Annotated in this window: 19 protein-coding genes; 6 read left to right on the top strand and 13 right to left on the bottom strand. The window is 56.2% G+C overall.

Annotated elements, in window-relative coordinates:
- Positions 1–20: 20 nt before the first annotated feature.
- Positions 21–1,715: an AsmA family protein gene (locus ACMGGE_RS16330; RefSeq protein WP_048028153.1), complete on the bottom strand. Its 1,695-nt coding sequence runs from the start codon at positions 1,713–1,715 to the stop codon at positions 21–23.
- A 119-nt stretch (positions 1,716–1,834) separates the two neighbouring features.
- Positions 1,835–3,226 carry a xanthine/proton symporter XanP gene (xanP, locus tag ACMGGE_RS16325; RefSeq protein WP_014881972.1) on the bottom strand — a complete coding sequence of 464 codons (1,392 nt, stop codon included), beginning with the start codon at positions 3,224–3,226 and terminating at the stop codon, positions 1,835–1,837.
- A gap of 224 nt (positions 3,227–3,450) precedes the next feature.
- Here xanP and gltS point away from each other — a divergent pair, with 224 nt between their 5' ends.
- Entirely contained in the window at positions 3,451–4,653 is a 1,203-nt protein-coding gene (gene gltS / locus ACMGGE_RS16320; RefSeq protein ID WP_048028149.1) for a sodium/glutamate symporter, read from the top strand.
- Position 4,654: 1 nt separating this feature from the next.
- Here the strand turns inward: gltS and recG are convergent, their stop codons facing one another.
- Genes recG through gmk form a run of 5 tightly spaced genes read right to left on the bottom strand, consistent with a single transcriptional unit; the run spans position 4,655 to position 10,521 of the window.
- Complete coding sequence (gene recG / locus ACMGGE_RS16315; RefSeq protein ID WP_420293958.1) at positions 4,655–6,736, bottom strand: ATP-dependent DNA helicase RecG; 2,082 nt, start codon at positions 6,734–6,736, stop codon at positions 4,655–4,657.
- 3 nt (positions 6,737–6,739) lie between these two features.
- Complete coding sequence (gene trmH, locus ACMGGE_RS16310) at positions 6,740–7,429, bottom strand: tRNA (guanosine(18)-2'-O)-methyltransferase TrmH (protein ID WP_420293957.1); 690 nt, start codon at positions 7,427–7,429, stop codon at positions 6,740–6,742.
- Between the two features lie 4 nt (positions 7,430–7,433).
- Complete coding sequence (gene spoT, locus ACMGGE_RS16305; protein ID WP_045907920.1) at positions 7,434–9,548, bottom strand: bifunctional GTP diphosphokinase/guanosine-3',5'-bis pyrophosphate 3'-pyrophosphohydrolase; 2,115 nt, start codon at positions 9,546–9,548, stop codon at positions 7,434–7,436.
- A gap of 19 nt (positions 9,549–9,567) precedes the next feature.
- Positions 9,568–9,843, bottom strand: a complete 276-nt coding sequence (gene rpoZ, locus ACMGGE_RS16300; protein WP_000135058.1) for a DNA-directed RNA polymerase subunit omega — start codon at positions 9,841–9,843, stop codon at positions 9,568–9,570.
- 54 nt (positions 9,844–9,897) lie between these two features.
- Entirely contained in the window at positions 9,898–10,521 is a 624-nt protein-coding gene (gmk, locus tag ACMGGE_RS16295; RefSeq protein WP_010426438.1) for a guanylate kinase, read from the bottom strand.
- Positions 10,522–10,772: 251 nt separating this feature from the next.
- Here gmk and ligB point away from each other — a divergent pair, with 251 nt between their 5' ends.
- Positions 10,773–12,443 (top strand): NAD-dependent DNA ligase LigB, encoded by a 1,671-nt coding sequence (gene ligB, locus ACMGGE_RS16290; protein ID WP_420293956.1) that lies wholly within the window; start codon positions 10,773–10,775, stop codon positions 12,441–12,443.
- On the opposite strand, the gene ACMGGE_RS16285 is transcribed toward ligB, so the two are convergent.
- From ACMGGE_RS16285 to ACMGGE_RS16275, 3 genes are all read right to left on the bottom strand, one after another.
- Positions 12,440–14,092: a phosphoethanolamine transferase gene (locus ACMGGE_RS16285; RefSeq protein WP_252074039.1), complete on the bottom strand. Its 1,653-nt coding sequence runs from the start codon at positions 14,090–14,092 to the stop codon at positions 12,440–12,442. The two genes, ligB and ACMGGE_RS16285, sit on opposite strands and share 4 nt — an antisense overlap.
- A gap of 113 nt (positions 14,093–14,205) precedes the next feature.
- Positions 14,206–14,823 carry a trimeric intracellular cation channel family protein gene (locus ACMGGE_RS16280; RefSeq protein WP_045907917.1) on the bottom strand — a complete coding sequence of 206 codons (618 nt, stop codon included), beginning with the start codon at positions 14,821–14,823 and terminating at the stop codon, positions 14,206–14,208.
- Positions 14,824–15,028: 205 nt separating this feature from the next.
- Positions 15,029–15,892, bottom strand: coding sequence for a YicC/YloC family endoribonuclease (locus ACMGGE_RS16275; protein ID WP_008502687.1), 864 nt, complete (start codon positions 15,890–15,892; stop codon positions 15,029–15,031).
- Positions 15,893–16,017: 125 nt separating this feature from the next.
- Here ACMGGE_RS16275 and rph point away from each other — a divergent pair, with 125 nt between their 5' ends.
- Positions 16,018–16,734: a ribonuclease PH gene (gene rph, locus ACMGGE_RS16270; protein ID WP_006812424.1), complete on the top strand. Its 717-nt coding sequence runs from the start codon at positions 16,018–16,020 to the stop codon at positions 16,732–16,734.
- A gap of 66 nt (positions 16,735–16,800) precedes the next feature.
- Positions 16,801–17,442, top strand: a complete 642-nt coding sequence (pyrE, locus tag ACMGGE_RS16265) for an orotate phosphoribosyltransferase (RefSeq protein ID WP_048028136.1) — start codon at positions 16,801–16,803, stop codon at positions 17,440–17,442.
- Between the two features lie 82 nt (positions 17,443–17,524).
- Here the strand turns inward: pyrE and slmA are convergent, their stop codons facing one another.
- The 3 genes from slmA to coaBC all read right to left on the bottom strand — a co-directional run bounded on the left by slmA (position 17,525) and on the right by coaBC (position 19,889).
- Complete coding sequence (gene slmA, locus ACMGGE_RS16260) at positions 17,525–18,121, bottom strand: nucleoid occlusion factor SlmA (protein WP_008502690.1); 597 nt, start codon at positions 18,119–18,121, stop codon at positions 17,525–17,527.
- A gap of 120 nt (positions 18,122–18,241) precedes the next feature.
- A complete protein-coding gene (dut, locus tag ACMGGE_RS16255) occupies positions 18,242–18,700 on the bottom strand; it encodes a dUTP diphosphatase (protein WP_008502691.1) in 459 nt (152 codons plus the stop codon).
- The gene (coaBC, locus tag ACMGGE_RS16250) at positions 18,678–19,889 is read right to left on the bottom strand and encodes a bifunctional phosphopantothenoylcysteine decarboxylase/phosphopantothenate--cysteine ligase CoaBC (RefSeq protein WP_086374967.1); all 1,212 of its coding nucleotides are present in this window, start codon (positions 19,887–19,889) and stop codon (positions 18,678–18,680) included. Before coaBC ends, dut begins: the two co-directional genes overlap by 23 nt.
- Positions 19,890–20,060: 171 nt before the next feature.
- On the opposite strand from coaBC, the gene radC reads away from it, so the two are divergent.
- The gene (radC, locus tag ACMGGE_RS16245; protein WP_032675724.1) at positions 20,061–20,729 is read left to right on the top strand and encodes a RadC family protein; all 669 of its coding nucleotides are present in this window, start codon (positions 20,061–20,063) and stop codon (positions 20,727–20,729) included.
- Positions 20,730–20,947: 218 nt separating this feature from the next.
- A complete protein-coding gene (gene rpmB, locus ACMGGE_RS16240; RefSeq protein WP_002436699.1) occupies positions 20,948–21,184 on the top strand; it encodes a 50S ribosomal protein L28 in 237 nt (78 codons plus the stop codon).
- Positions 21,185–21,206 lie beyond the last annotated feature (22 nt).

The raw sequence follows: 21,206 nt of genomic DNA, 5'->3' as shown, positions 1-21,206 counted from the left end.
CGAAACCGCCACCCGGCTTTTTACTGTGCCGGCGCCACCGCCGACACCACGCCGCCCGTCATCGTCTGCTCTACCTGCTGCTTATCCATATTCACCGCGCTCAGCTTCCCATTCACCGTTGGCTTCAGCGGCGCACTGGCCTGCACGCTGCCGCTGGCGGTGAGCTGAATATTGCCGTCGCCTGCAATCGGCAGCGCAGGCCAGCCCCACTGTTGCAGCACATTGAGCGGTACGCCGCGCCCGTTCAGGCTCACTGCGGTCTGCCGCTGCGGGAGTTGTGAAACGGTCGCCGTCGCTTCCAGAATGCCTTTTTCGGTAAACGCGCTGAGGTCGGTAATATTCACCGTGGCGGCATTGGCATTCAGCGCCAGCGACGGACGACGTACGTCGACGCGGTTAAAGGTCGCCGCCGCGCCGTTCAGGGTCGCGCTGCCGCCCCAGACGCCCCACTGACGATCTTTCACAAGCTGCAGGTTTGCGCCATAGCCATCCAGAGAAGTGATCTGCCACGGGAAGGCAGGATCGATGTCGATCACCAGGTTGCGGCTCAGGCCGAATTTTTGCAGCGTGACGCTGTTCAGCCATTCCGGTAGAGGCGCCATCCACAGCGTTTTCCAGTTCTGCGGCAGGGTGTACTCCAGCCCGGCGATGGCGACATCGTCCAGCACCAGCGCTTTGCCGTCGCGTAGCCAGTTACCGGACGTGCGCACCATGCCGCCTTCCCAGCGGGAGGTGAACTGACGCAGCGCCATACCCTGCGGGGAAAACTCCGCATTCAGGATCGGGTCAAACAGATGCAGCGAGCCGTAGATAAACTCGCTGGCGTTCATCGACAGACGGCCCTCCTGGCTCTGCCAGTCGCCTTTGCTTAGCGTCAGGTTGCGCAGGCTTAAATCGAGATCGGTCACCGCCCAGTCCGGGCCCTGAAGCCGGGCGTCGGTCACGTCCAGACGACCAATCTGCAGAGAGGGGATAGTGGCCAGCGGCGCGAAGAACGCGGTCAGCGTTTTATCGCTCTGCAGGCGGATTTCGTTCAGGCGCATGGTGTCGATAATCCAGCTCCCGTCGGCGTTGCGCAGGGCGGAGCCGGTGAGTGAGCCGCGGGCCATATCGGCACCAATCGTGTTCAGCACCACCTCCTTGCCGTTAAGCTGGCCCTCGATCAGCACGTTGGTGGCCGGTACGCCGTTCAGAGTCAGCGAGCCTGCGCTCATCTGGATCTGCGCGTGATTACCCAGCACGTTGCCCGCTTCCGGCTGCCATGGGCTGACGCCGCCCGTCACCTTCTGCGCGCTCAGATCCCATTCGGTATTCGGGCTGTTGAACGCCATGTTGTTCAACTGCAGACGATCGGCCTGGAAAGGCAGCGGCGCGGTCTGCGGGGAGAGATTAAGCGTGCCGTCGAACAGGGTGATGGTGTCCACGTGCAGCGGATCGGTTATCTGGCGGCTACTCAGGCCGATATCCACTTTTTTGGCTACCAGGGTGGCGGGTTTTCCGTCCCGACCGAAGGTAACGTTTTCCAGAATGAGGTGGGAAGGCGACGAAAAGCGGTGATTCATCTTGTCGAAACTGAGTTCGTAGTCGGTATTCACCGTTACCCAGCTGCTGACCTGAGCCGCACCCCAGCGGGTCTGGAGCAGAATATAGAGCGCCAGCATCACAATGAGCAGGGCTACCAGAAGATAGACGAGTAGCTTTCCAATAAATTTCATGGTCTTCCATCCCGCAAAACGCACATAAGGGAGTTATGCACGATTTATGCGCAATCCTCAAGGCGGGAATGGTGTAATTAGATGTCACGGCAGGCATTGACTGCCTGCCGTGAGAGAAATCAGTTTTTCTCAGGCGGGAAAACGAGGTTCAGCACGATAGCGGTGATACCGCCTGCGGCAATGCCGGAAGAGAGCAGGTTTTTCACCCAGTCCGGGGCAAACTGCAGGATCAGCGGCTGCTGAGAAACGCCCAGACCGACGGCCAGCGACAGCGCGATAATCATGATCGCGCGGCGGTTCAGCGGCTCGCGGGAGACGATACGCACGCCGGAGGCTGCGATCGTCCCGAACATCACCAGCGTTGCGCCGCCCAGCACCGGCTCCGGAATGTGCTGTACAAAGCCGCTCACCGCCGGGAACAGGCCGAGGACGATCAGCATCAGCGCCACCACGAAGCCAACGTAGCGGCTGGCCACGCCGGTCAGCTGGATCACGCCATTGTTCTGACCGAAGCAGGAGTTCGGGAAGGTGTTGAAGACCGCAGAGACAAACGAGTTGAGGCCGTTCGCCAGCACGCCGCCTTTCAGGCGCTTCATGTACAGCGGGCCGGAAACGGGCTGCTCGGAGACGTCGGAGGTGGCGGTGATGTCGCCGATGGTCTCCAGAGAGGTGATCATAAAGACCAGCATCAGCGGCAGGAGCAGGCCCCAGTCAATGCCCAGACCGTAGTACAGCGGCGTGGGGACGGTGATCAGCGCGCTGTTGGTCGGCGCGGTGTTCTCCGGCAGCATGCCCAGCGCCCAGGCCAGCAGGTAACCCGCCGCCATGGCGATCACCAGCGAGGCGACGCGCAGGTAAGGGTTACGCTGACGGTTAAGCAGAATAATGATGGCCAGCACGACGCCTGCCAGCAGCAGGTTTTTCGGCGCGCCGAAGGTGTGGTCGCTCATCGCGGCATAGCCGCCACCGATGGAGGTAAGGCCCACCTGAATCAGCGACAGGCCGATAATCATCACGACGACGCCGGAAACCAGCGGGGTGATAACGCGACGAGCCAGATGCAGAACGCGGGAGATCACCATCTCTGTACAGCTGGCCAGCATCAGGGTGCCGAACAGCGCCGCCATCATGGTCGGGACATCCGCGCCGCCGGTTTTCAGGGCCGTACCGCCCATGATCAGGGGCGCCACGAAGTTAAAGCTGGTGCCCTGAATCGACAATAATCCCGACCCCACCGGACCCCACGCTTTAATTTGAATAATCGAGGCCACGCCGGAGGCGAAAAGAGACATGCTGATAATGTGCTGCGTGTCCTGCGCCGGTAAGCCGAGCGCCTGGCAAATCAGCAGCGCCGGGGTGATCACCGCAACAAACATCGCCAGAAGATGCTGGCAGGCGGCGAAAAGCGTCTGCGGCAGCGGCGGGCGATCTTCAAGGCGGTAAATCAGTTCGCTATTTTGCTTCTGCGCAATCGGTTGCGCATCAGGCGACTCTATGGTGTTAACGGACATCGGCGGCAATCCCACGGTGGAAAAGCGGGCATTTTATCTGACCACCTGGTAAAAGCAAACGATTGCCAGCAAAAAAAGGCAAGAAAATCTGCCGCTGTGAGCAGGTTTTCTACAACGCATCGGGAAAAAAAATTACACTTTTTGCGCCGGGGCTCATGAAGAGCGCAAACCGGCCCAGGATAACGCCGCGTGTGTAGGGAACACGCGCAAAAAAGGAGCCTTCTATGATTCATCTCGATACGTTGTCGACCCTTGTTGCCGCAACGCTGGTCTTACTGCTTGGTCGTAAGCTGGTACATAGCGTTTCCCTTCTGAAGAAATACACCATTCCTGAACCTGTCGCCGGTGGTCTGCTGGTGGCGCTGGCCCTGCTGGTGCTGAAAAAAAGCATGGGCTGGGAAATCGATTTTGATATGTCCCTGAAAGACCCGCTGATGCTGGCCTTCTTTGCCACCATCGGCCTGAACGCCAACCTGGCGAGCCTGCGGGCGGGCGGTAAGGTGCTCGGTGTATTTTTGATTGTGGTGGTGGGGCTGCTGCTGATGCAAAACGCCATTGGTATCGGGATGGCGTCGCTGCTGGGACTGGATCCGCTGATGGGGCTGCTGGCAGGGTCGATCACTCTGTCAGGCGGTCACGGTACCGGGGCCGCGTGGAGCAAGTTATTTATTGAGCGCTACGGGTTTGAAAACGCGACGGAAGTGGCGATGGCCTGCGCGACCTTTGGTCTGGTGCTGGGTGGCCTGATTGGCGGCCCGGTGGCTCGCTATCTGGTGAAGCACTCCACCACGCCGGACGGCAGGCCGGACGATGAGCTGGTGCCGACAGCATTCGAAAAGCCGGACGTCGGGCGCAGTATTACCTCGCTGGTGCTGATTGAAACCATCGCGATGATCGCCATCTGCCTGACCGTGGGCAAAGTGGTTGCGCAATGGCTGGCGGGCTCAGCGTTTGAGCTGCCGACCTTTGTCTGCGTGCTGTTTATCGGGGTGATCCTGAGCAACGGTCTGGCGCTAATGGGCTTCTACCGCGTGTTTGAACGGGCGGTGTCAGTGCTCGGCAACGTCTGCCTGTCGCTGTTCCTGGCGATGGCGCTAATGAGCCTCAAGCTGTGGGAGCTGGCCTCGCTGGCGCTGCCAATGGTGGCGATTCTGGCGGTGCAGACCCTGTTTATGGCGCTGTACGCCATGTTTGTCACCTGGCGGATGATGGGCAAAAACTATGATGCGGCGGTGCTGGCGGCGGGTCACTGCGGGTTTGGTCTGGGGGCCACCCCAACGGCTATCGCCAACATGCAGGCGATCACCGAACGCTTCGGGCCTTCGCACATGGCGTTTCTGGTGGTCCCGATGGTCGGAGCGTTCTTTATTGATATCGTCAACGCGCTGGTGATTAAGCTGTACCTGATGCTGCCGATGTTTGCCTGAATCAGGCGTTGGAATAGCGTTCGGTTTCCGGCATCCAGCGCTCAATTAACGCTGCCGCCTGTTCGGGGTAGCGTTCATGAATGTGGCGGGCGAGGCGCTGAACCTCGGGGATCATGGCCTGATCGCGCAGCAAATCCGCGACTTTGAATTCCGCGTTCCCCGTCTGACGCGTGCCCAGCAGTTCACCGGGGCCGCGGATCTCAAGGTCTTTTTGCGCAATCACAAAACCGTCGTTACTGTCGCGCAGTACCTGCAAACGCATCTGAGCGGTTTTCGAGAGCGGGGCTTTGTAGAGCAGGACGCAGTGGGACGCTACCGCGCCACGGCCAACGCGTCCGCGCAGCTGGTGGAGCTGGGCCAGGCCCAGGCGTTCCGGGTTTTCGATAATCATCAGGCTAGAATTCGGGACGTCCACGCCCACTTCAATGACCGTCGTGGCGACCAGCAAATGCAGCTCGCCCTGCTTAAACGACTGCATCACCGCCTGCTTTTCGGCAGGCTTCATGCGTCCGTGAACCAGGCCCACGTTCAGCTCCGGCAGCGCCAGCTTAAGCTCTTCCCACGTGGCTTCGGCAGCCTGCGCTTCCAGCAGTTCCGACTCTTCAATCAGCGTACAAACCCAGTAGGCCTGACGCCCTTCGTGGGTGCAGGCGTTGCGCACGCGATCGATGATATCACTGCGACGCGTGTCAGGAATGGCAACCGTTGTGACTGGCGTACGACCCGGGGGAAGTTCGTCGATGGTGGAGGTATCCAGATCGGCGTAAGCCGTCATCGCCAGGGTGCGCGGGATCGGCGTGGCGGTCATGATCAGCTGATGCGGGTGGAAGCCCTGCTGCAGTCCCTTTTCCCACAGCGCCAGACGTTGATGCACGCCGAAGCGGTGCTGTTCATCGATAATCACCAGCGCAAGGCCGTTGAACTGCACCTGCTCCTGGAAGATAGCGTGCGTGCCGACAATCATCTGGACCTGCCCGCTGGCGATGGCCTCCTGTTGCGCAAGGCGCGCTTTGCCTTTTTGCTTTCCGGCAAGCCAGCCGACTTCAATCCCGAGCGGCGCAAACCAGGCGCGGAAATTGTTGGCGTGCTGTTCCGCCAGCAGTTCGGTCGGTGCCATCAGCGCGACCTGTTTGCCGTGGGCAATCGCACGCAGGGCGGCCAGCGCGGCAACCAGCGTTTTACCGGACCCCACGTCGCCTTGCACCAGGCGCATCATCGGCACGTCGAGCGCCATATCGCGTTCAATCTCGGCGGTGACGCGCGCCTGTGCGCCGGTGGGTTTAAACGGCAGGGAGGCCAGCAGCTTATCTTTGAGCTCATCACGCGGGCTTAATGGCTGGGCATGGAAACGCTGCGCGCCGGCGCGCAGCGCCAGCATGCTCAGGTTATGGGCCAGTAATTCCTCAAGGATAAGACGCTGTTGAGCGGGGTGTTTGCCGCTTTCTAAGTCGCTAAGCTGCAGCGTTGGCGGCGGGCGGTGCAGGGTACGCAGCGCCTCGGGCAGGCTCATCATGCCCTGTGCCAGCTCGGGCGGCAGCAGCTCGGTAATGGCGCAGGTATCCAGCAGCTCCAGCGCCTGATCGGTGAGCTTACGCAGCGTCGCCTGCTTGATGCCTTCGGTCGTCGGGTAAACCGGGGTAAGTGTCTCCTGCAGTTCCGGCGTGCTGAGATCGCCCTGCACGCGGTACTCGGGGTGGATCATCTCTGCGCCGTACTTCCCGCGTTTGGTTTCGCCATAGGCCAGCACCCTGCGGCCCGTTGCCAGGCTGTTTTTCATCGCCGCGCTGAAGTTGAAAAAACGCATGGTGAGAATGCCGGTGCCGTCGCTGATCTGACAGGTCATCATCCGGCGTCCGCCGAAGGTGATGTTGCAGTTCAGAACTTCGCCTTCAACGGTGGCGTAAATGGCGGGAAGGAGATCGCCAATCTTGTAAAGCTGGGTGCGGTCTTCGTAACGCAGGGGGAGGTGAAGCAGGAGATCCTGCACCGTGTGCAGGCCAATTTTAGCCAGCTTATTGCTTTGCGCCGCGCCCACGCCCGTCAGGCTGTTGAGCGGGATGGCATCCAGCAGGCGGCCTTTCATCGCTTACCCGGCGTACTGCATGGTGGCCCACCACTCGGCATCGGCTTCAATTTCGCCCTGCGCGTTGACGTGGGGGTAAGGCAATTTTTTCTGCTTCGCAACGCGAGCCAGTACCGGATAGCCACCTTCAAACAGCAGGCGCTGCTGTTCCTCTTCCGGCAGCATGCTGTTGCTGCGCTCGTACATGCCGGCGTTCTGACGCTGGCGCTGCGCTTCATACAGAATGAGCGCGGAGGCCACGGAGACGTTGAGTGACTGGACCATGCCAATCATCGGAATGATGATGTCCCGATCCGCCAGATCCAGCGCTTCCTGGGTGATCCCGGTTTTCTCCTGACCCATCAAAATGCAGGTCGGGCGGGTGTAGTCGATCTCGCGGAAATCCACGGCCTTAGCGGACAGGTTAGTGGCAAGGATCTGCATCCCGCGCCCTTTCAGGTGCGATACGGCGTCGCCAATTGTCTGGTGAGATTTGACGGAAACCCAGCTGTTACTGCCTGCCGCGGCAGAGACCATGGTTCGCATCCGGTGACCCGGCCAGACGGCGTGCACTTCATGCACACCGACGGCATCGGCGGTACGAACGATAGCAGAGACGTTATGCGGTTTATGGACCTGCTCCATGCAGACCGTCAGGTCAGGCTGACGCCTGGCGAGCATTTCGCATATCCGCGCGTAACGTTGTGAATTCATGCCGCTAGTTTCGGTTACGGGTGACTTTAATCACGTCCGGCATGACGCGGATCTTGCGCATAATATTTGCCAGATGCACGCGGTCGCGGGCGGTCAGACGAATAAAGGCGCTGTACACGCGGCCATCTTTTTCTTCCGTATTCAGGCTTTGAATATTGGAAGACGCCGTGTTGATCGCTGCCGTCAGGTTCGCCAGGGCACCCTGATGGTTGAACATATCCACCTTAATTTCGGTGATAAATTCCTGCGCGGTCTCTTTATCCCATTCGACCGCCATAAACTTCTCGGCCTCTTTCTGGTAGCCGCGGATGTTACGACAGGATTCATGGTGGATAACCAGCCCTTTACCCGGGCTGACGTGCGCAATAATCGGGTCGCCAGGAATTGGACGGCAACATTTTGCGAAGGTGATCAGCACCCCGTCCGCGCCTTTAATCGGCAGATGTCCGTGGCCTGGCGTAGCTGCAGGCACGGCTGTCGTGTCGCCTTGCTGCAGGTTCTTCGCCACCACCACGCTCATGGCGTTGCCGAGGCCAATCTCTGCCAGCAGGTCATCAAGCGACGCGAGCTTCATGCGCTCCAGTTCACGCTGGACGTTCTCCTGCGGGATTTCAGCCAGCTTGCGACTGCCGCCCAACGCGTGGTTGAGAAGACGACGCCCAAGGCTGACGGAATCATCACGCTTGAGGTTTTTCAGCAGCTGGCGAATTTTGGCGCGTGCTTTAGAACTCACGACAAAGTTCAGCCAGGCCGCGTTCGGACGTGCGCCCGGCGCGGTAATAATTTCCACCGTCTGGCCGCTGGAGAGCGGCTGAGACAGCGGGTAAGGCTGTCTGTCGACGCGCGCGCCCACGCAGGCATGGCCGATATCGGTATGCACGGCGTAAGCGAAGTCGACCGGTGTTGCGCCTGCAGGCAGTTCGACAATGCGGCCTTCTGGGGTGAAAACGTAAATCTCATCCGGGAAGAGATCGGATTTCACGCTCTCGATAAATTCAAACGAGCTACCCGCACTCTGCTGAAGTTCCAGCAGGCTCTGCATCCAGCGCTGGGCGCGGATTTGTGCGGTCGTGCTGCTTTCGCCACCGTGCTCTTTATAGGCCCAGTGCGCGGCCACACCCATCTCTGCCATCTGGTCCATGTCTTCGGTACGAATTTGCACCTCAACAGGCACGCCGTGCGGCCCGATCATCGAGGTGTGCAAAGATTGATAGCCGTTCGCTTTTGGAATGGCGATGTAATCTTTCATCCGCCCTGGACGCGGTTTATAGAGGCTGTGCATCTGCCCCAGCACGCGATAACAGGTATCTGAATCGTGGACAATCACGCGGAAGGCGTAGATATCCATGATCGAGTGAAAACGTTGCTCTTTGAGCACCATTTTGCAGTAGATGGAGTACAGGTGTTTTTCGCGACCGCTGACGCGGCACGGGATCCCCGCTTCCTGCAAACGCCCTTCGATTTCAGAGAGGATCTTTTGAATCATCTCTTTACGGTTGCCGCGTGCGGCTTTCACCACCTCTTTAATCACGCGATAGCGGTTCGGGTACAACGCTTCAAAACCCAGCTCTTCCAGCTCGGTTTTAATGTGGTGAATACCTAAACGGTGCGCCAGCGGACTGTAGATTTCGAGAGTTTCACGGGCAATGCGGCGACGTTTATCCGGGCGAAGTGAGCCCAGCGTGCGCATGTTGTGGGTGCGGTCAGCGAGTTTGATGAGAATGACGCGGATATCCTGCACCATCGCCATAATCATCTTGCGGAAGTTTTCGGCTTGCGCCTCTTTCTTGTCGCGGAAATTCAGCTTATCAAGCTTAGAGACCCCTTCCACCAGTTCGGCAACGCTTTTGCCAAACAGCTGTTCCATGTCCTGGTAAGTGGCAGGGGTATCTTCAATCACGTCGTGCAGCAGCGCGGCCATCAGCGTTTCGTAGTCGAGTTTCATCTCGGCCAGAATACAGGCCACCGCTACCGGGTGCGTGATGTAGGGTTCACCGCTTGAACGTGTCTGGCCCTCGTGAGCGTCACGTGCAACGAGATACGCCTGCTGAAGACGCTTAATCTGGTCTTCAGGCAGGTAGGTTTGAATCAGTTGATTCAGGCTTTCAAACAGATACAAGGGCGACCCGCAGGTTTAATTAACGACGACCTTCAGCAATAGCGGTTACGGCCTGCAGTTCTGCGGCTTCCTGCTCTTGCTGCTCCTGGCGCTCACGCACGTCGAGGATCTGGTTGTTGATCAGACCTTCTTCGATTTCGCGAAGTGCAATAACGGTGGTTTTATCGTTTTCTTCCGGTACCAGCGGATCTTTACCGCCTACCTGCATCTGACGAGCGCGACGCGCGGCGACCAGCACCAGGTCAAAACGGTTACCAATTTTCTCTACAGCGTCCTGAACAGTTACGCGTGCCATACTTAAAATGCTCCACAGGTGAAGAAATGACTGGGCATGATACTGAAAGTGGGTTCAGTCTGCCAACAGTTTGGTGATTAATGCGTCATGTCGCTGCTTCTGGCGGCTCATACGCAGACGTTCTGCACGAAGAATGGTTTTGAGATCGCTCAGCGCGGCATCAAAATCATCATTCACAATAAGGTAATCATATTCCGCGTAATGGCTCATTTCTGCAACAGCCTGTTCCATACGCTTTGCGATGACTTCTTCGCTGTCCTGACCGCGGCCACGCAGGCGGCGATCCAGCTCATCTTTCGATGGCGGTAAAATAAAGATACTGCGCGAGTCAGGCATTTTCTTGCGAATTTGCTGTGCACCCTGCCAGTCGATATCCAGGAACACATTCACGCCCGTGGCCAGAACCTGCTCAATGGTTTCACGCGAGGTACCGTAGTAATTACCGAATACTTCAGCGTGTTCAAGAAACGCATCTCTGCCGATCATCGCTCTGAACTCGTCGTGATCCACAAAGAAATAGTGTTCACCGTGCACTTCACCCGGACGCGGCGCTCGCGTGGTGTGAGAAACAGAAACCTGTGTGTCGTACAGCGGTTGGGTTTTTAACAGTGCCTGAATAAGGCTGGATTTACCCGCGCCACTAGGGGCAGAAACAATATAAAGCGTGCCTTGAGCCATGAGAGTCTTTTGTATGTGTTAACGAAGAAGTCCTACATACGGGCTTATTATACACGTCACTGCCGTGTGACGTAGCCTTTGTCACACTTTTTCCCCTGGATTATTGAATTTTGCGTGCCGTTTTCAGGTTTTATCCGTGGTTTTCAGCAACCCCAGGAAATACCGGATAGCGTCTCGCAGTGTGAACCGTTGCCGTTAGCGTTGTTTCAGACATCGGGGTATACCTTCTGCAACGCAAAGGAGGGGTAGCGATGTGGCGATGGATAAGCGGGTTAATGCTGTTGTGGTGTGGCTATGGCGCGGCGGTATGTCCGGTCTGGTCGCAGGCAAAAGCAGAGAAAGAGATGGCGTCATTAAGCGCGCAAATCAAACGCTGGGATGACGCTTACTGGAAGCAGGGCGTGAGCGAAGTTAACGACGAGGTTTACGATCAGCTTAACGGGCGGTTAACGCAGTGGCAGCGCTGTTTTGGCACTGAATTCTCAGGAGAGAAACTTCCTCCGCTGACCGGGAGCGTCAAACATCCTGTTGCCCATACGGGCGTACACAAGGTGGCCAGCAAAGAGGAGCTGAAACAATGGATGCGTGCGCGGCAACATCTGTGGATGCAGCCCAAAGTTGACGGTGTGGCGGTAACGCTGGTCTACCGTGACGGAAAGTTAATCCAGGCCATCAGTCGCGGTGATGGCCTGAAAGGGGAGGACTGGACCGGGAAGCTACGTTTAATCCCGTCTGTTTCGCAAAAGCTCACCGGCAAGCTGGCGAACAGCGTCTTACAGGGCGAGCTTTTTTGGCTAAGCGACAGTCACATTCAGCGGCAGATGGGTGGGATGAACGCTCGCGCAAAGGTGGCAGGTGCGATGATGCGCCAAAAGGATAACGCGCTATTGAATAAGCTTGGCGTATTCATCTGGGCCTGGCCGGATGGGCCGAAAAATATGCAGACATCTTTAGCTGAACTGTCTCAGGCCGGTTTTACGCTGTCGGCACGGTATACGCTACCCGCCGAATCTGTTGACGCCGTCGAGAAACAACGCGCGGCCTGGCACGTAGCTGCATTACCCTTTGCCACGGATGGCATTGTGGTGCGGTCGGAGGATGCGCCTGCGGGGGAAGGCTGGTTGCCGGGCGAAGGCAACTGGGTGGTTGCGTGGAAATATATGCCAGCAGCCCAGGTGGCCGAGGTGAGTGATATTCATTTTTCCGTGGGGCGAACGGGCAAAATGTCCGTTGTAGCCGCGCTGGAACCCGTGCAACTGGATGATAAACAGGTGCAGCGGGTGAGTCTGGGCTCAGTTGAGCGCTGGCAGCGGCTGGATATTGCCCCGGGGGATCAGATCCAGGTCAGCCTGGCCGGGCAGGGTATTCCCCGGTTTGATAAGGTGGTCTGGCGCGGGACGGACAGACATAAACCTGAGCCTCCCGCCTCACGGTATCATGCGCTTAGCTGTTTCTATGCTTCGCCGGAATGTATGGAGCAGTTCTTTGCCCGACTGGCATGGCTCAGCTCAAAGCAGGTATTTGATATTGAAGGATTAGGTGAGTCAGGCTGGCGGACCCTCTGGCAGGCGCATCATTTTGAACATCTCTTTTCGTGGCTGTTATTAACGCAGGCGCAAATGCAGGCTACGCCTGGATTTTCCTCCGCGCGCGGGCTGGCGCTCTGGCATCGATTTAATCTGGTACGCGAGAAGCCTTTTATTCGCTGGCTCATGGCACTGGGTGTTCCGCTGACGCAGGCTTCGCTGAAGGCGATGGGGGACGTAACGTGGCAAACATTGAGCGGACGTAACGCAAAGGACTGGCAGAGCCTGCCGGGAACGGGAGAGAAGAAGGCGCGACAAATTGTTGCATTCATCCATGACCCTGGCGTTGCCGGCCTGGCTTCCTGGCTAGGCAAGCAGGGTCTACCCGGATTTTAGAGCGAGCTTGCTTTAGCTTTGCGCCAGGGGGTATGTCTGTCTGGTGAACTGAAGGTTTCGCGAAGCTGATCGTAGTCATAGATGTGGCGGCCGCCATCAATTACCGGGATAAGTGTAGGAGCCTGATAGCACGGTGCAAGCACCGAGCCGCATTGATCAACACCCGTTGTGATTCCAAGCCACGTTAACATCAACTCATAATTGCTTGCTGTGGGCCACGCTTCATGTACCCACCCCACCGCTCTTTTTTGGGCATTCAGGGCTTGCTGGCTATACCAGATAAACTGGGGGACCTGGTAAGCCTCTTTGCTTGGGTTGCGTGAGCCATGCATATAGATGGAATTCAGTTGTGGGTTTTTTTCCAGCCCATGGTCTGAAAAATAGAGCATAGAGGATGCGCTGCCCTGCAGACGTTTAGCTACTTCGCCAATGAAGTAGTCGGTAAACAGAATCGCGTTATTGTAGCAATCTTCATATTTGTTGCCGGTATGCAGAATATTCGCTGATGCCGGATACCGATCGCAGGCCATCTCATGGCTGCCGTTGATATGCAGGAAAATTAACTTCTTGCCGGGGGCTTTAAGCGCCTCATCCAGGGCCGGTAAAAGCTCGGTGTCATAACGGGTATCAATCCACTGGGCTTTATGGCTGATAGAGGCAATGGCCACAATGTAGTTATTGCTCTTGCCTGTGTTACCCTGGGCGCTAATCCACTCGGTGTGATAGCCCGTTTTTTTAGCGACGCTAACGATATTGTCAGCAAGCTTATCGGTGGTGAAGTGGTCTGGATCAGCTTTGCTTAAAATCATCGGCACGGAAAGCACGGTGGCTGACGCTGGGGCAATAGCATTGCTAAAGATGAGGGCGTCCTTCGCCAGCCTGGATTCTACAGGCGTGGTATCCTGGTGAAAACCGTAGAGCTTCATATTGCTGCGACGTGCGGATTCACCCACGATAACAACATAGTTTTCGATGCCCGTATCATGATATTGCAATGCAGGATAATTGACGCTGTGCTGGCTAATTTTCTCCGCCAGCGCGTTATCGCGATGGGCAATAATGAACTCTGCACCGGTGTAAAACGGCGTATTGGTTAAAATCCGCGAGCTTAGCGGATAATAAACTTCAAGGTCGTGGCGTTTTTTCAGCCAGTTCGCCGTTGAATACCAGCCCAAATAAACGGCAAGCAGAACGAAGCCGACAGTTCTCACACGGGAAGAAACATGCTCGCTCGTCGATTTGATTGCGTACCAGGTGACAACAAAGTAAGCAACCGCGGCTGGTAAACAGTGCAGGTATAAACCTGACATGCTTTTCGCTTCGGCTACGTGAGTGCCGAGAATACTCATCGCAAATACGGTGTTAAATTCGCTCTGGTAGACACTCCATGTGCTGTAAGCAACCGCAAAATTTAACGTAAGCAGGGCGGTTAAAACAAATGCGACGATCTTACCGGGAAGCGTGCGATAGATCGCTGCGGCGCATACCAGTAAGAGCGCATTACAAATCGCAATGCGGACTGCGAATCGCGCAGGTTGTGTTAAAAATACTGGCCATAACTGAATCAGCACGGAAACGAGCAGCAAAATTAAAAAATGGCTGCTGAGTTTTTTATTAATAATCAGTGCTGACGTTTTGGCAAAGGACATTGTTTTAACGCAAGTTTATGGGGACAAAGTTGCGACATTTTATCGCGTTTGGCCCGGTTATATGGGATAACAAAAGGTGCTTTTTACTACTTTGTTGTGGTTTTGTTGAGAATTCAATGGGTGTCCTGCGTGTAATGAAAAACGGGCAATCCCAGTTTTAAGCGCAGCGCCAGCAAGCGAGCCGTAAAACCAAATAATAACGTGGCAATGACCACAACATCATGGCTCGAAACGTAATGTTGTAAAGCAATATACAGAACGGCAGAGGCAAAGGATATTCCAGCGTAAAGCTCTTTCTGGAAAACCAATGGAATGCGCTTACAGAACATATCGCGCAGTACGCCGCCAAATACACCTGTTACGACCGCGGCGATAGTGGCTATGACCGGGCTTTCGCCCATATCCAGCGCAATTTGCGCCCCGATAATGGAGAAAACCACCAGGCCCAAAGCGTCAAGGACTAAAAAAAGACGGCGAAGATGGGGCATAACGGGCGCCACGATGGTGGTCAACACGGCGGCAATCGCGACAATAACAATGTATTCAGGGTTTTTTACCCAGCCGAGCGGATAATGTCCCAGCAGGATATCTCGTACTGAACCGCCGCCCAGCGCGGTCGCTGTAGCAATAATGATCACGCCGAAGGTGTCCATACGGCGACGTCCGGCGGCAAGTGCGCCGGTCATGGCTTCTGCGGTGATGCCAATGAGATAAAGAATGTGAAGCAGCATATACCCTCCGGTGTGAATGCGGGGAGGTTAGCGATTTGTGCGCAAGATCACGATTGAGTTTTTCTAAGGCGACAGGGTTTGCCCTATATATTTTTATCAAGTTAAGTTGAATGAGCTTGATGAGCGGCGGTGAAACGCAAAATCAGGTGTTGGGATGGATTAGAAATAATAATGGGTGGCACCGTCGACACCACCCGGAAAGACATTACTCAATATTCTGGATCTGCTCGCGCATTTGCTCAATCAGCACTTTCAACTCAATCGCGGAGTTGGTGACTTCTGCATTGATAGACTTAGACGCCAGGGTGTTCGACTCACGGTTGAACTCCTGCATCATAAAGTCCAGACGGCGGCCCACCGCTTCCTTCTTCTTCAGAATGTTGTAGGTCTCTTTAACGTGCGCTTCCAGACGGTCCAGCTCTTCAGCGACATCGATACGTTGCGCCATCAGCACCAGCTCTTGTTCCAGACGGGTGTTTTCCAGCTGAACTTCTGCTTCTTCCAGTTTGGCGACAAGGCGCTCGCGCTGCCACTGCAGCACTTCCGGCATATGGGTGCGAACCTTAGCCACTTCAGCGCTGACGCCTTCAAGGCGCTGCTCAATCATCGCTTTCAGCGCCTGACCTTCGGTTTCGCGGGCAACGATAAAGTCATCCAGCGTGCCGTCGAGGGCGGCCAGGATTTCAGCGGCAATGGCGTCCAGATCCTGCTCACCGGCGGCCATGACGCCAGGCCAGCGCAGAATATCAACCGGGTTGATTTCGCCTTCATCGCTCTGCATTTTGACCCAGTTCGCCGCATTGACGAGCTGTTTCGCCAGTTTTTCGTTGAGGATCAGCTCGCCCTGTGCGCTGGCATCGGGCTCAAAGCGCAGGTTACATTCCACTTTACCGCGCGTCAGGCGCGTACGGATACGCTCGCGTACAACAGGCTCAAGGCTGCGGAACTGCTCCGGCATACGGAAATACGTTTCCAGGTAACGCTGGTTTACCGAGCGCATTTCCCATGTGGCGCTACCCCAGCTACCCTTGATTTCACGCCGGGCGTAGGCGGTCATACTGCGGATCATAGACATTCCCGTTTTTAAAGGAGAGATGGGGGGATTATAGCTTTCGGGGGCTTCTCAGGATAGGAATAAGCGTCCTTTATCCGTATAATGCGCAGCCACATTCGTTTCAAGCCGGAGAATCCATCATGCGTCCATCAGGTCGTAGCGCCAATCAGGTGCGTCCCGTCACCCTGACCCGTAACTATACAAAACACGCTGAAGGCTCCGTGCTGGTTGAGTTTGGTGACACCAAAGTGCTGTGCACCGCCTCCATCGAAGAAGGCGTTCCGCGCTTCCTGAAAGGTCAGGGTCAGGGCTGGATCACCGCAGAATACGGCATGCTGCCGCGCGCGACCCATACCCGTAATGCCCGTGAAGCGGCAAAGGGTAAGCAGGGCGGTCGTACCATGGAAATTCAACGTCTGATCGCGCGTGCGCTGCGCGCCGCCGTTGACCTGAAAACCCTCGGCGAATTCACGATTACTCTGGACTGCGACGTGATTCAGGCCGATGGCGGCACGCGTACGGCATCGATTACCGGCGCCTGTGTAGCGCTGGCCGATGCCCTGAACAAGCTGGTTGCAGCCGGTAAGCTGAAAACCAACCCAATGAAAGGCATGGTTGCGGCGGTCTCCGTCGGTATCGTTAACGGTGAAGCGCTTTGCGATCTGGAATACGTTGAAGATTCCGCGGCAGAGACAGACATGAACGTGGTGATGACCGAAGATGGTCGCATCATTGAGGTGCAGGGCACGGCAGAAGGCGAGCCGTTCACTCACGAAGAACTTCTCTCCCTGCTGGCGTTGGCCCGAGGGGGAATCGAATCCATTGTCACGACGCAGAAAGCGGCGTTAGAAAATTGATTTTAAAGGCGACCAATGAGTCGCCTTTTTTTTGCCTGTAAGACAGAAAACCAAAGGAGCAAATCCATGAAATCGTATCAGCGCCAGTTTATTGAGTTTGCGCTTAACAAGCAGGTACTTAAGTTTGGCGAATTTACGCTGAAATCCGGGCGTAAAAGTCCCTATTTCTTCAACGCCGGGCTGTTTAATACCGGGCGCGATCTGGCATTGTTAGGCCGTTTCTATGCCGAAGCGCTGGTAGATTCCGGGATTGATTTTGACCTGCTGTTTGGCCCGGCCTATAAAGGCATTCCGATTGCGACCACCACCGCGGTGGCGCTGGCGGAACACCATGACCGCGACGTGCCGTACTGCTTTAACCGCAAAGAGGCTAAAACCCACGGTGAAGGCGGGAATCTGGTCGGCAGCGCGCTGCAGGGCCGCGTCATGCTGGTCGACGACGTGATCACCGCAGGCACGGCGATCCGCGAATCAATGGAGATTATCCAGGCCAACGGTGCAACGCTGGCTGGCGTATTGATTTCGCTGGATCGTCAGGAGCGTGGTCGTGGAGAGATCTCCGCCATTCAGGAAGTGGAGCGCGACTACAACTGCAAAGTGACGTCGATTATCACCCTGAAAGAGCTGATTGCGTATCTGGAAGAGAAGCCTGAGATGGCGGACCATCTGGCAGCGGTAAAAGCGTATCGCGAAGCGTTCGGGGTTTAATTGTATTGCCCGGTGGCGCTACGCTTACCGGGCCTACCCGTTCGCAGGCCGGATAAGGCGAAGCCGCCATCCGGCGATGGCGTTACTGTAATTGTGCTGCGACTAAAGGCCAGCGGGCGTCAAAATCGTCCGTTGGGCGGTATTTGAACTCGCTACGCACAAAGCGGGAGAGCATCCCTTCACAAAACGCCAGAATCTGGCTTGCCAGCAGCGTTTCATCAATGCTGTATCCTTCACCTTCACGCATTTTCTTCTCGCGCAGCACCTGGCGCAGCTGCGCTTCAATGCGTTCGAAAAGTTGGTTAATGCGGCCCTGCAGTCTGTCTTGTTCAAACATCAGCGCGTGGCCGGTCAGGATACGGGTTAAGCCCGGATTGCGTTCACCAAAGCCCAGGATTAACAGCACAATCAGACGCAGACGCGCGGTGGTGTCTTTTTCGTCTTTCAGAATCAGGTTGATGCGTGTGATCAGGCTGTCTTCAATAAACTCGATCAGGCTGTCGAACATCCGGGTCTTGCTCGGAAAGTGACGGTACAGCGCCGCCTCAGACACGCCTACGGAGGCGGCCAGTTTAGCGGTGGTGATGCGTTGACTGCCATCGCTGGATTCAAGCATCAGAGCCAGAGATTGAAGTATTTCTTCGCGACGATTCCTTTTCGCGGTTTGTTTTTCTGCCATGTTACAAAATACCCCTGAAAATAAGCACTTGCCAGGCTGGCATCCACACAGCGACCGCAAACGAACGTTTGCGGTTTGTTATTGCATTATGACGCTGTGGGATACGTGTCTGTCGGGCAGTTATTTGCGCCCGGAATGGCCGAAGCCGCCTTCGCCACGGTCGGTGGCATCAAAGTCTGCCACCAGGTTAAATTCTGCTTGTACCACCGGTACAAAGACCATCTGTGCGATACGCTCGCCCGGTTCAATGGTGAAGCTGTCCTGACCACGGTTCCAGACGGAGACCATCAGCTGGCCCTGGTAGTCGGAGTCGATCAGTCCCACCAGGTTACCCAGCACAACGCCGTGCTTATGGCCCAGGCCAGAACGCGGCAGGATCACCGCCGCCAGCGACGGGTCAGCGATATGAATCGCCAGGCCAGTCGGAACCAGGGTCGTGGCACCCGGAGCCAGTTCTACGGCGTCATCGAGACAGGCGCGCAGGTCAAGACCGGCAGAGCCGGAGGTGGCATAGGTTGGCAGCGGAAATTGCTCGCCAACACGCGGGTCCAGAATCTTAACGTCGATTTTTTTCATCATAACGGGTAACGATCTCGTCGAGTAAATGTTGGCCCAGGAGTTCCTTGCGCTCAAGCGGTAAGACTTTATCTCCATCCTGCCAGAAAAGGTGCAGTGCGTTGCTGTCGCTGTTAAATCCTTGTGTGGCCAGCGATACGTCGTTCGCGCAAATCAAATCGAGGTTTTTGCGGGTACGTTTTTGCCGGGCATATTCTTCCACATTATTCGTTTCTGCGGCAAACCCAACAACGTATGGACGGTGGCTTTTTAGTGCGGCGACACCGGCAACAATGTCCGGGTTTTTCACCATTTTTAGTGTTAATTCATCGCCTTGCTTTTTAATTTTAGCCTCGGCGATCGTCTCGGCACGATAGTCTGCAACGGCCGCACAGCCGATAAAAATCTGCTGGTTTTGCGCATGTGCCTGCACGGCGGCTTCCATCTCCAGCGCGGTGGTAACGTCAATTCGCTTCACAAACGCAGGGGTAGGCAGAGAGACCGGGCCGCTCACCAGCGTGACGTTCGCGCCACGCTTTGCGGCGGCGGCGGCAATCGCAAAGCCCATTTTGCCGGAGCTATGGTTGGTGATGTAGCGCACCGGATCCAGCGGCTCGCGCGTGGGGCCCGCGGTAATCATGATGTTGAGATGTTGCAGATCGTTGACAGGCGAAAAATGGGCTGCGGCCATATCTACAATCGTTAGCGGATCGAGCATGCGGCCCGGACCAACATCGCCGCAGGCCTGGCTGCCGCTGTCCGGACCCCAGATAAGCAGGCCGCGTGAGGCCAGCGTCTCAAGATTGTGCTGAGTGGCAGCATTACGGTACATCTGCTGGTTCATGGCCGGAACGACGGCAACAGGGGCAGGCGTAGCCAGACAAATGGTGGAAACCAGATCGTTTGCCATACCGGCCGCCACCCGAGCGATTAAATCCGCGGTGGCGGGGGCGAGGATAACCAGGTCTGCCCATTTCCCAAGCTCAATATGGCCCATCGCGGCTTCGGCAGCCGGATCGAGCAGGCTGTCAGATACCGGGTATCCTGAAACGGCCTGCAGGCTCAGAGGAGTGATAAAGGCTTTACCGCCTTCGGTTATCGCGACCCGCACATCTGCCCCGCGCTCGCGCAGACGACGCACCAGCTCCGGCGCTTTGTAGGCAGCAATACCGCCGCTCACGCCAAGAACGATTTTTTTACCGGCCAGGCTCATCATGATTCTTTCCTGTTGGGTTTCACCAGAGAGCGGGCATTTTATCACAATCCCCAAAACGGGGTGATTTTGTCCTTCGACCACTTTGCGAGACGCTACGCAAGAACGCAACGTGGCCGTCGAGCGCCGGATGGGCCTGTGGCAGCATGCGGTTAAAAAGGGAGAAAGAGCATGGAAGAAGAGGATGAGCAGCTGCTGCCGCGTGAAAAACTGCTGCGCTACGACGTCACCCTGTTAAAAGATGATGAACTGCTGGCGCTCTTTTTACGTACCGGAACGCCCGGCAAAACGGTATTTACGTTGGCAAAAGAGCTGATAGCACGTTTCGGTTCGCTGTACGGTTTACTGACCGCCGAGCTGGCGCAGTTTAAGCATGTTGAGGGGATCGGCGTGGCGAAATATGCCCAGTTGAGGGCCATTGCCGAACTTGCCCGCCGTTTTTACAATGTCCGCATGGAGAAGGACGATCCGATCCTGACGCCAGCGATGACGCGTGAATACCTGCAAAGCCAGTTAACCGATATCGAGCGCGAGATCTTTATGGTGATCTTTGTCGATAACCGAAACCGGGTACTGAAACATAGCTGCCTCTTTGCCGGTACGTTAAGCCACGTTGAGGTACATCCGCGTGAAATTGTGCGGGAAGCGATAAAAGTGAATGCAGCGGGCGTGATCCTCGCGCATAATCACCCCTCTGGCTGTGCAGAACCGAGCAGAGCGGACAAAGAAATCACCGAGCGCATTATCAAATGCTGTCAATTCATGGACATTCGTGTGCTGGACCATCTGATAATTGGCCGCGGAGAGTACATTTCTTTTGCAGAACATGGCTGGATTTAGGCTATTTCTCGCGATCCATCGGGATCTTTGTCTGTTCGGGACTTGAGCACACCGCCGAGTCAGCGTATACTACGCCACCTTTGAGAATCTCGGGTTTGGCATTTGGGCCTGGCAATCGAGAGTTCACTTAGAACTATGCGATGACCGGGCTGTAAAGCCTGACGAGGCGCCGATACCCCATACGAAGCTCGAGCTAATTTGATTTTTGGAGAATAGACATGTCCCGAGTCTGCCAAGTTACTGGCAAGCGTCCGGTGACCGGTAACAACCGTTCCCACGCACTGAACGCGACTAAACGCCGTTTCCTGCCGAACCTGCACTCTCACCGTTTCTGGGTTGAGAGCGAGAAGCGTTTTGTCACCCTGCGCGTATCTGCTAAAGGTATGCGTGTAATCGATAAGAAAGGCATCGATACAGTTCTGTCCGAACTGCGTGCCCGTGGCGAAAAGTACTAAGTACTTAAAGAGGAAATAAATC

Source organism: Enterobacter sp. BNK-22 (assembly GCF_048684805.1).
Lineage (GTDB): Bacteria > Pseudomonadota > Gammaproteobacteria > Enterobacterales > Enterobacteriaceae > Enterobacter > Enterobacter quasiroggenkampii.
Note: the sequence above shows the minus strand (reverse complement) of the source record. Positions and strands in the feature narration are given on the sequence as shown.

Excerpts from the sequence above, each read along its gene's own strand:
- pyrE (WP_048028136.1), top strand. The coding sequence starts at position 16,801 with ATGAAATCGTATCAGCGCCAGTTTATTGAGTTTGCGCTTAACAAGCAG.
- slmA (WP_008502690.1), bottom strand. The coding sequence starts at position 18,121 with ATGGCAGAAAAACAAACCGCGAAAAGGAATCGTCGCGAAGAAATACTT.
- rph (WP_006812424.1), top strand. The coding sequence starts at position 16,018 with ATGCGTCCATCAGGTCGTAGCGCCAATCAGGTGCGTCCCGTCACCCTG.
- trmH (WP_420293957.1), bottom strand. The coding sequence starts at position 7,429 with ATGAATTCACAACGTTACGCGCGGATATGCGAAATGCTCGCCAGGCGT.
- ACMGGE_RS16280 (WP_045907917.1), bottom strand. The coding sequence starts at position 14,823 with ATGCTGCTTCACATTCTTTATCTCATTGGCATCACCGCAGAAGCCATG.
- rpoZ (WP_000135058.1), bottom strand. The coding sequence starts at position 9,843 with ATGGCACGCGTAACTGTTCAGGACGCTGTAGAGAAAATTGGTAACCGT.
- xanP (WP_014881972.1), bottom strand. The coding sequence starts at position 3,226 with ATGTCCGTTAACACCATAGAGTCGCCTGATGCGCAACCGATTGCGCAG.
- ACMGGE_RS16330 (WP_048028153.1), bottom strand. The coding sequence starts at position 1,715 with ATGAAATTTATTGGAAAGCTACTCGTCTATCTTCTGGTAGCCCTGCTC.
- rpmB (WP_002436699.1), top strand. The coding sequence starts at position 20,948 with ATGTCCCGAGTCTGCCAAGTTACTGGCAAGCGTCCGGTGACCGGTAAC.
- radC (WP_032675724.1), top strand. The coding sequence starts at position 20,061 with ATGGAAGAAGAGGATGAGCAGCTGCTGCCGCGTGAAAAACTGCTGCGC.
- dut (WP_008502691.1), bottom strand. The coding sequence starts at position 18,700 with ATGATGAAAAAAATCGACGTTAAGATTCTGGACCCGCGTGTTGGCGAG.
- gltS (WP_048028149.1), top strand. The coding sequence starts at position 3,451 with ATGATTCATCTCGATACGTTGTCGACCCTTGTTGCCGCAACGCTGGTC.
- gmk (WP_010426438.1), bottom strand. The coding sequence starts at position 10,521 with ATGGCTCAAGGCACGCTTTATATTGTTTCTGCCCCTAGTGGCGCGGGT.
- recG (WP_420293958.1), bottom strand. The coding sequence starts at position 6,736 with ATGAAAGGCCGCCTGCTGGATGCCATCCCGCTCAACAGCCTGACGGGC.
- ACMGGE_RS16275 (WP_008502687.1), bottom strand. The coding sequence starts at position 15,892 with ATGATCCGCAGTATGACCGCCTACGCCCGGCGTGAAATCAAGGGTAGC.
- ACMGGE_RS16285 (WP_252074039.1), bottom strand. The coding sequence starts at position 14,092 with ATGTCCTTTGCCAAAACGTCAGCACTGATTATTAATAAAAAACTCAGC.
- ligB (WP_420293956.1), top strand. The coding sequence starts at position 10,773 with ATGTGGCGATGGATAAGCGGGTTAATGCTGTTGTGGTGTGGCTATGGC.
- coaBC (WP_086374967.1), bottom strand. The coding sequence starts at position 19,889 with ATGAGCCTGGCCGGTAAAAAAATCGTTCTTGGCGTGAGCGGCGGTATT.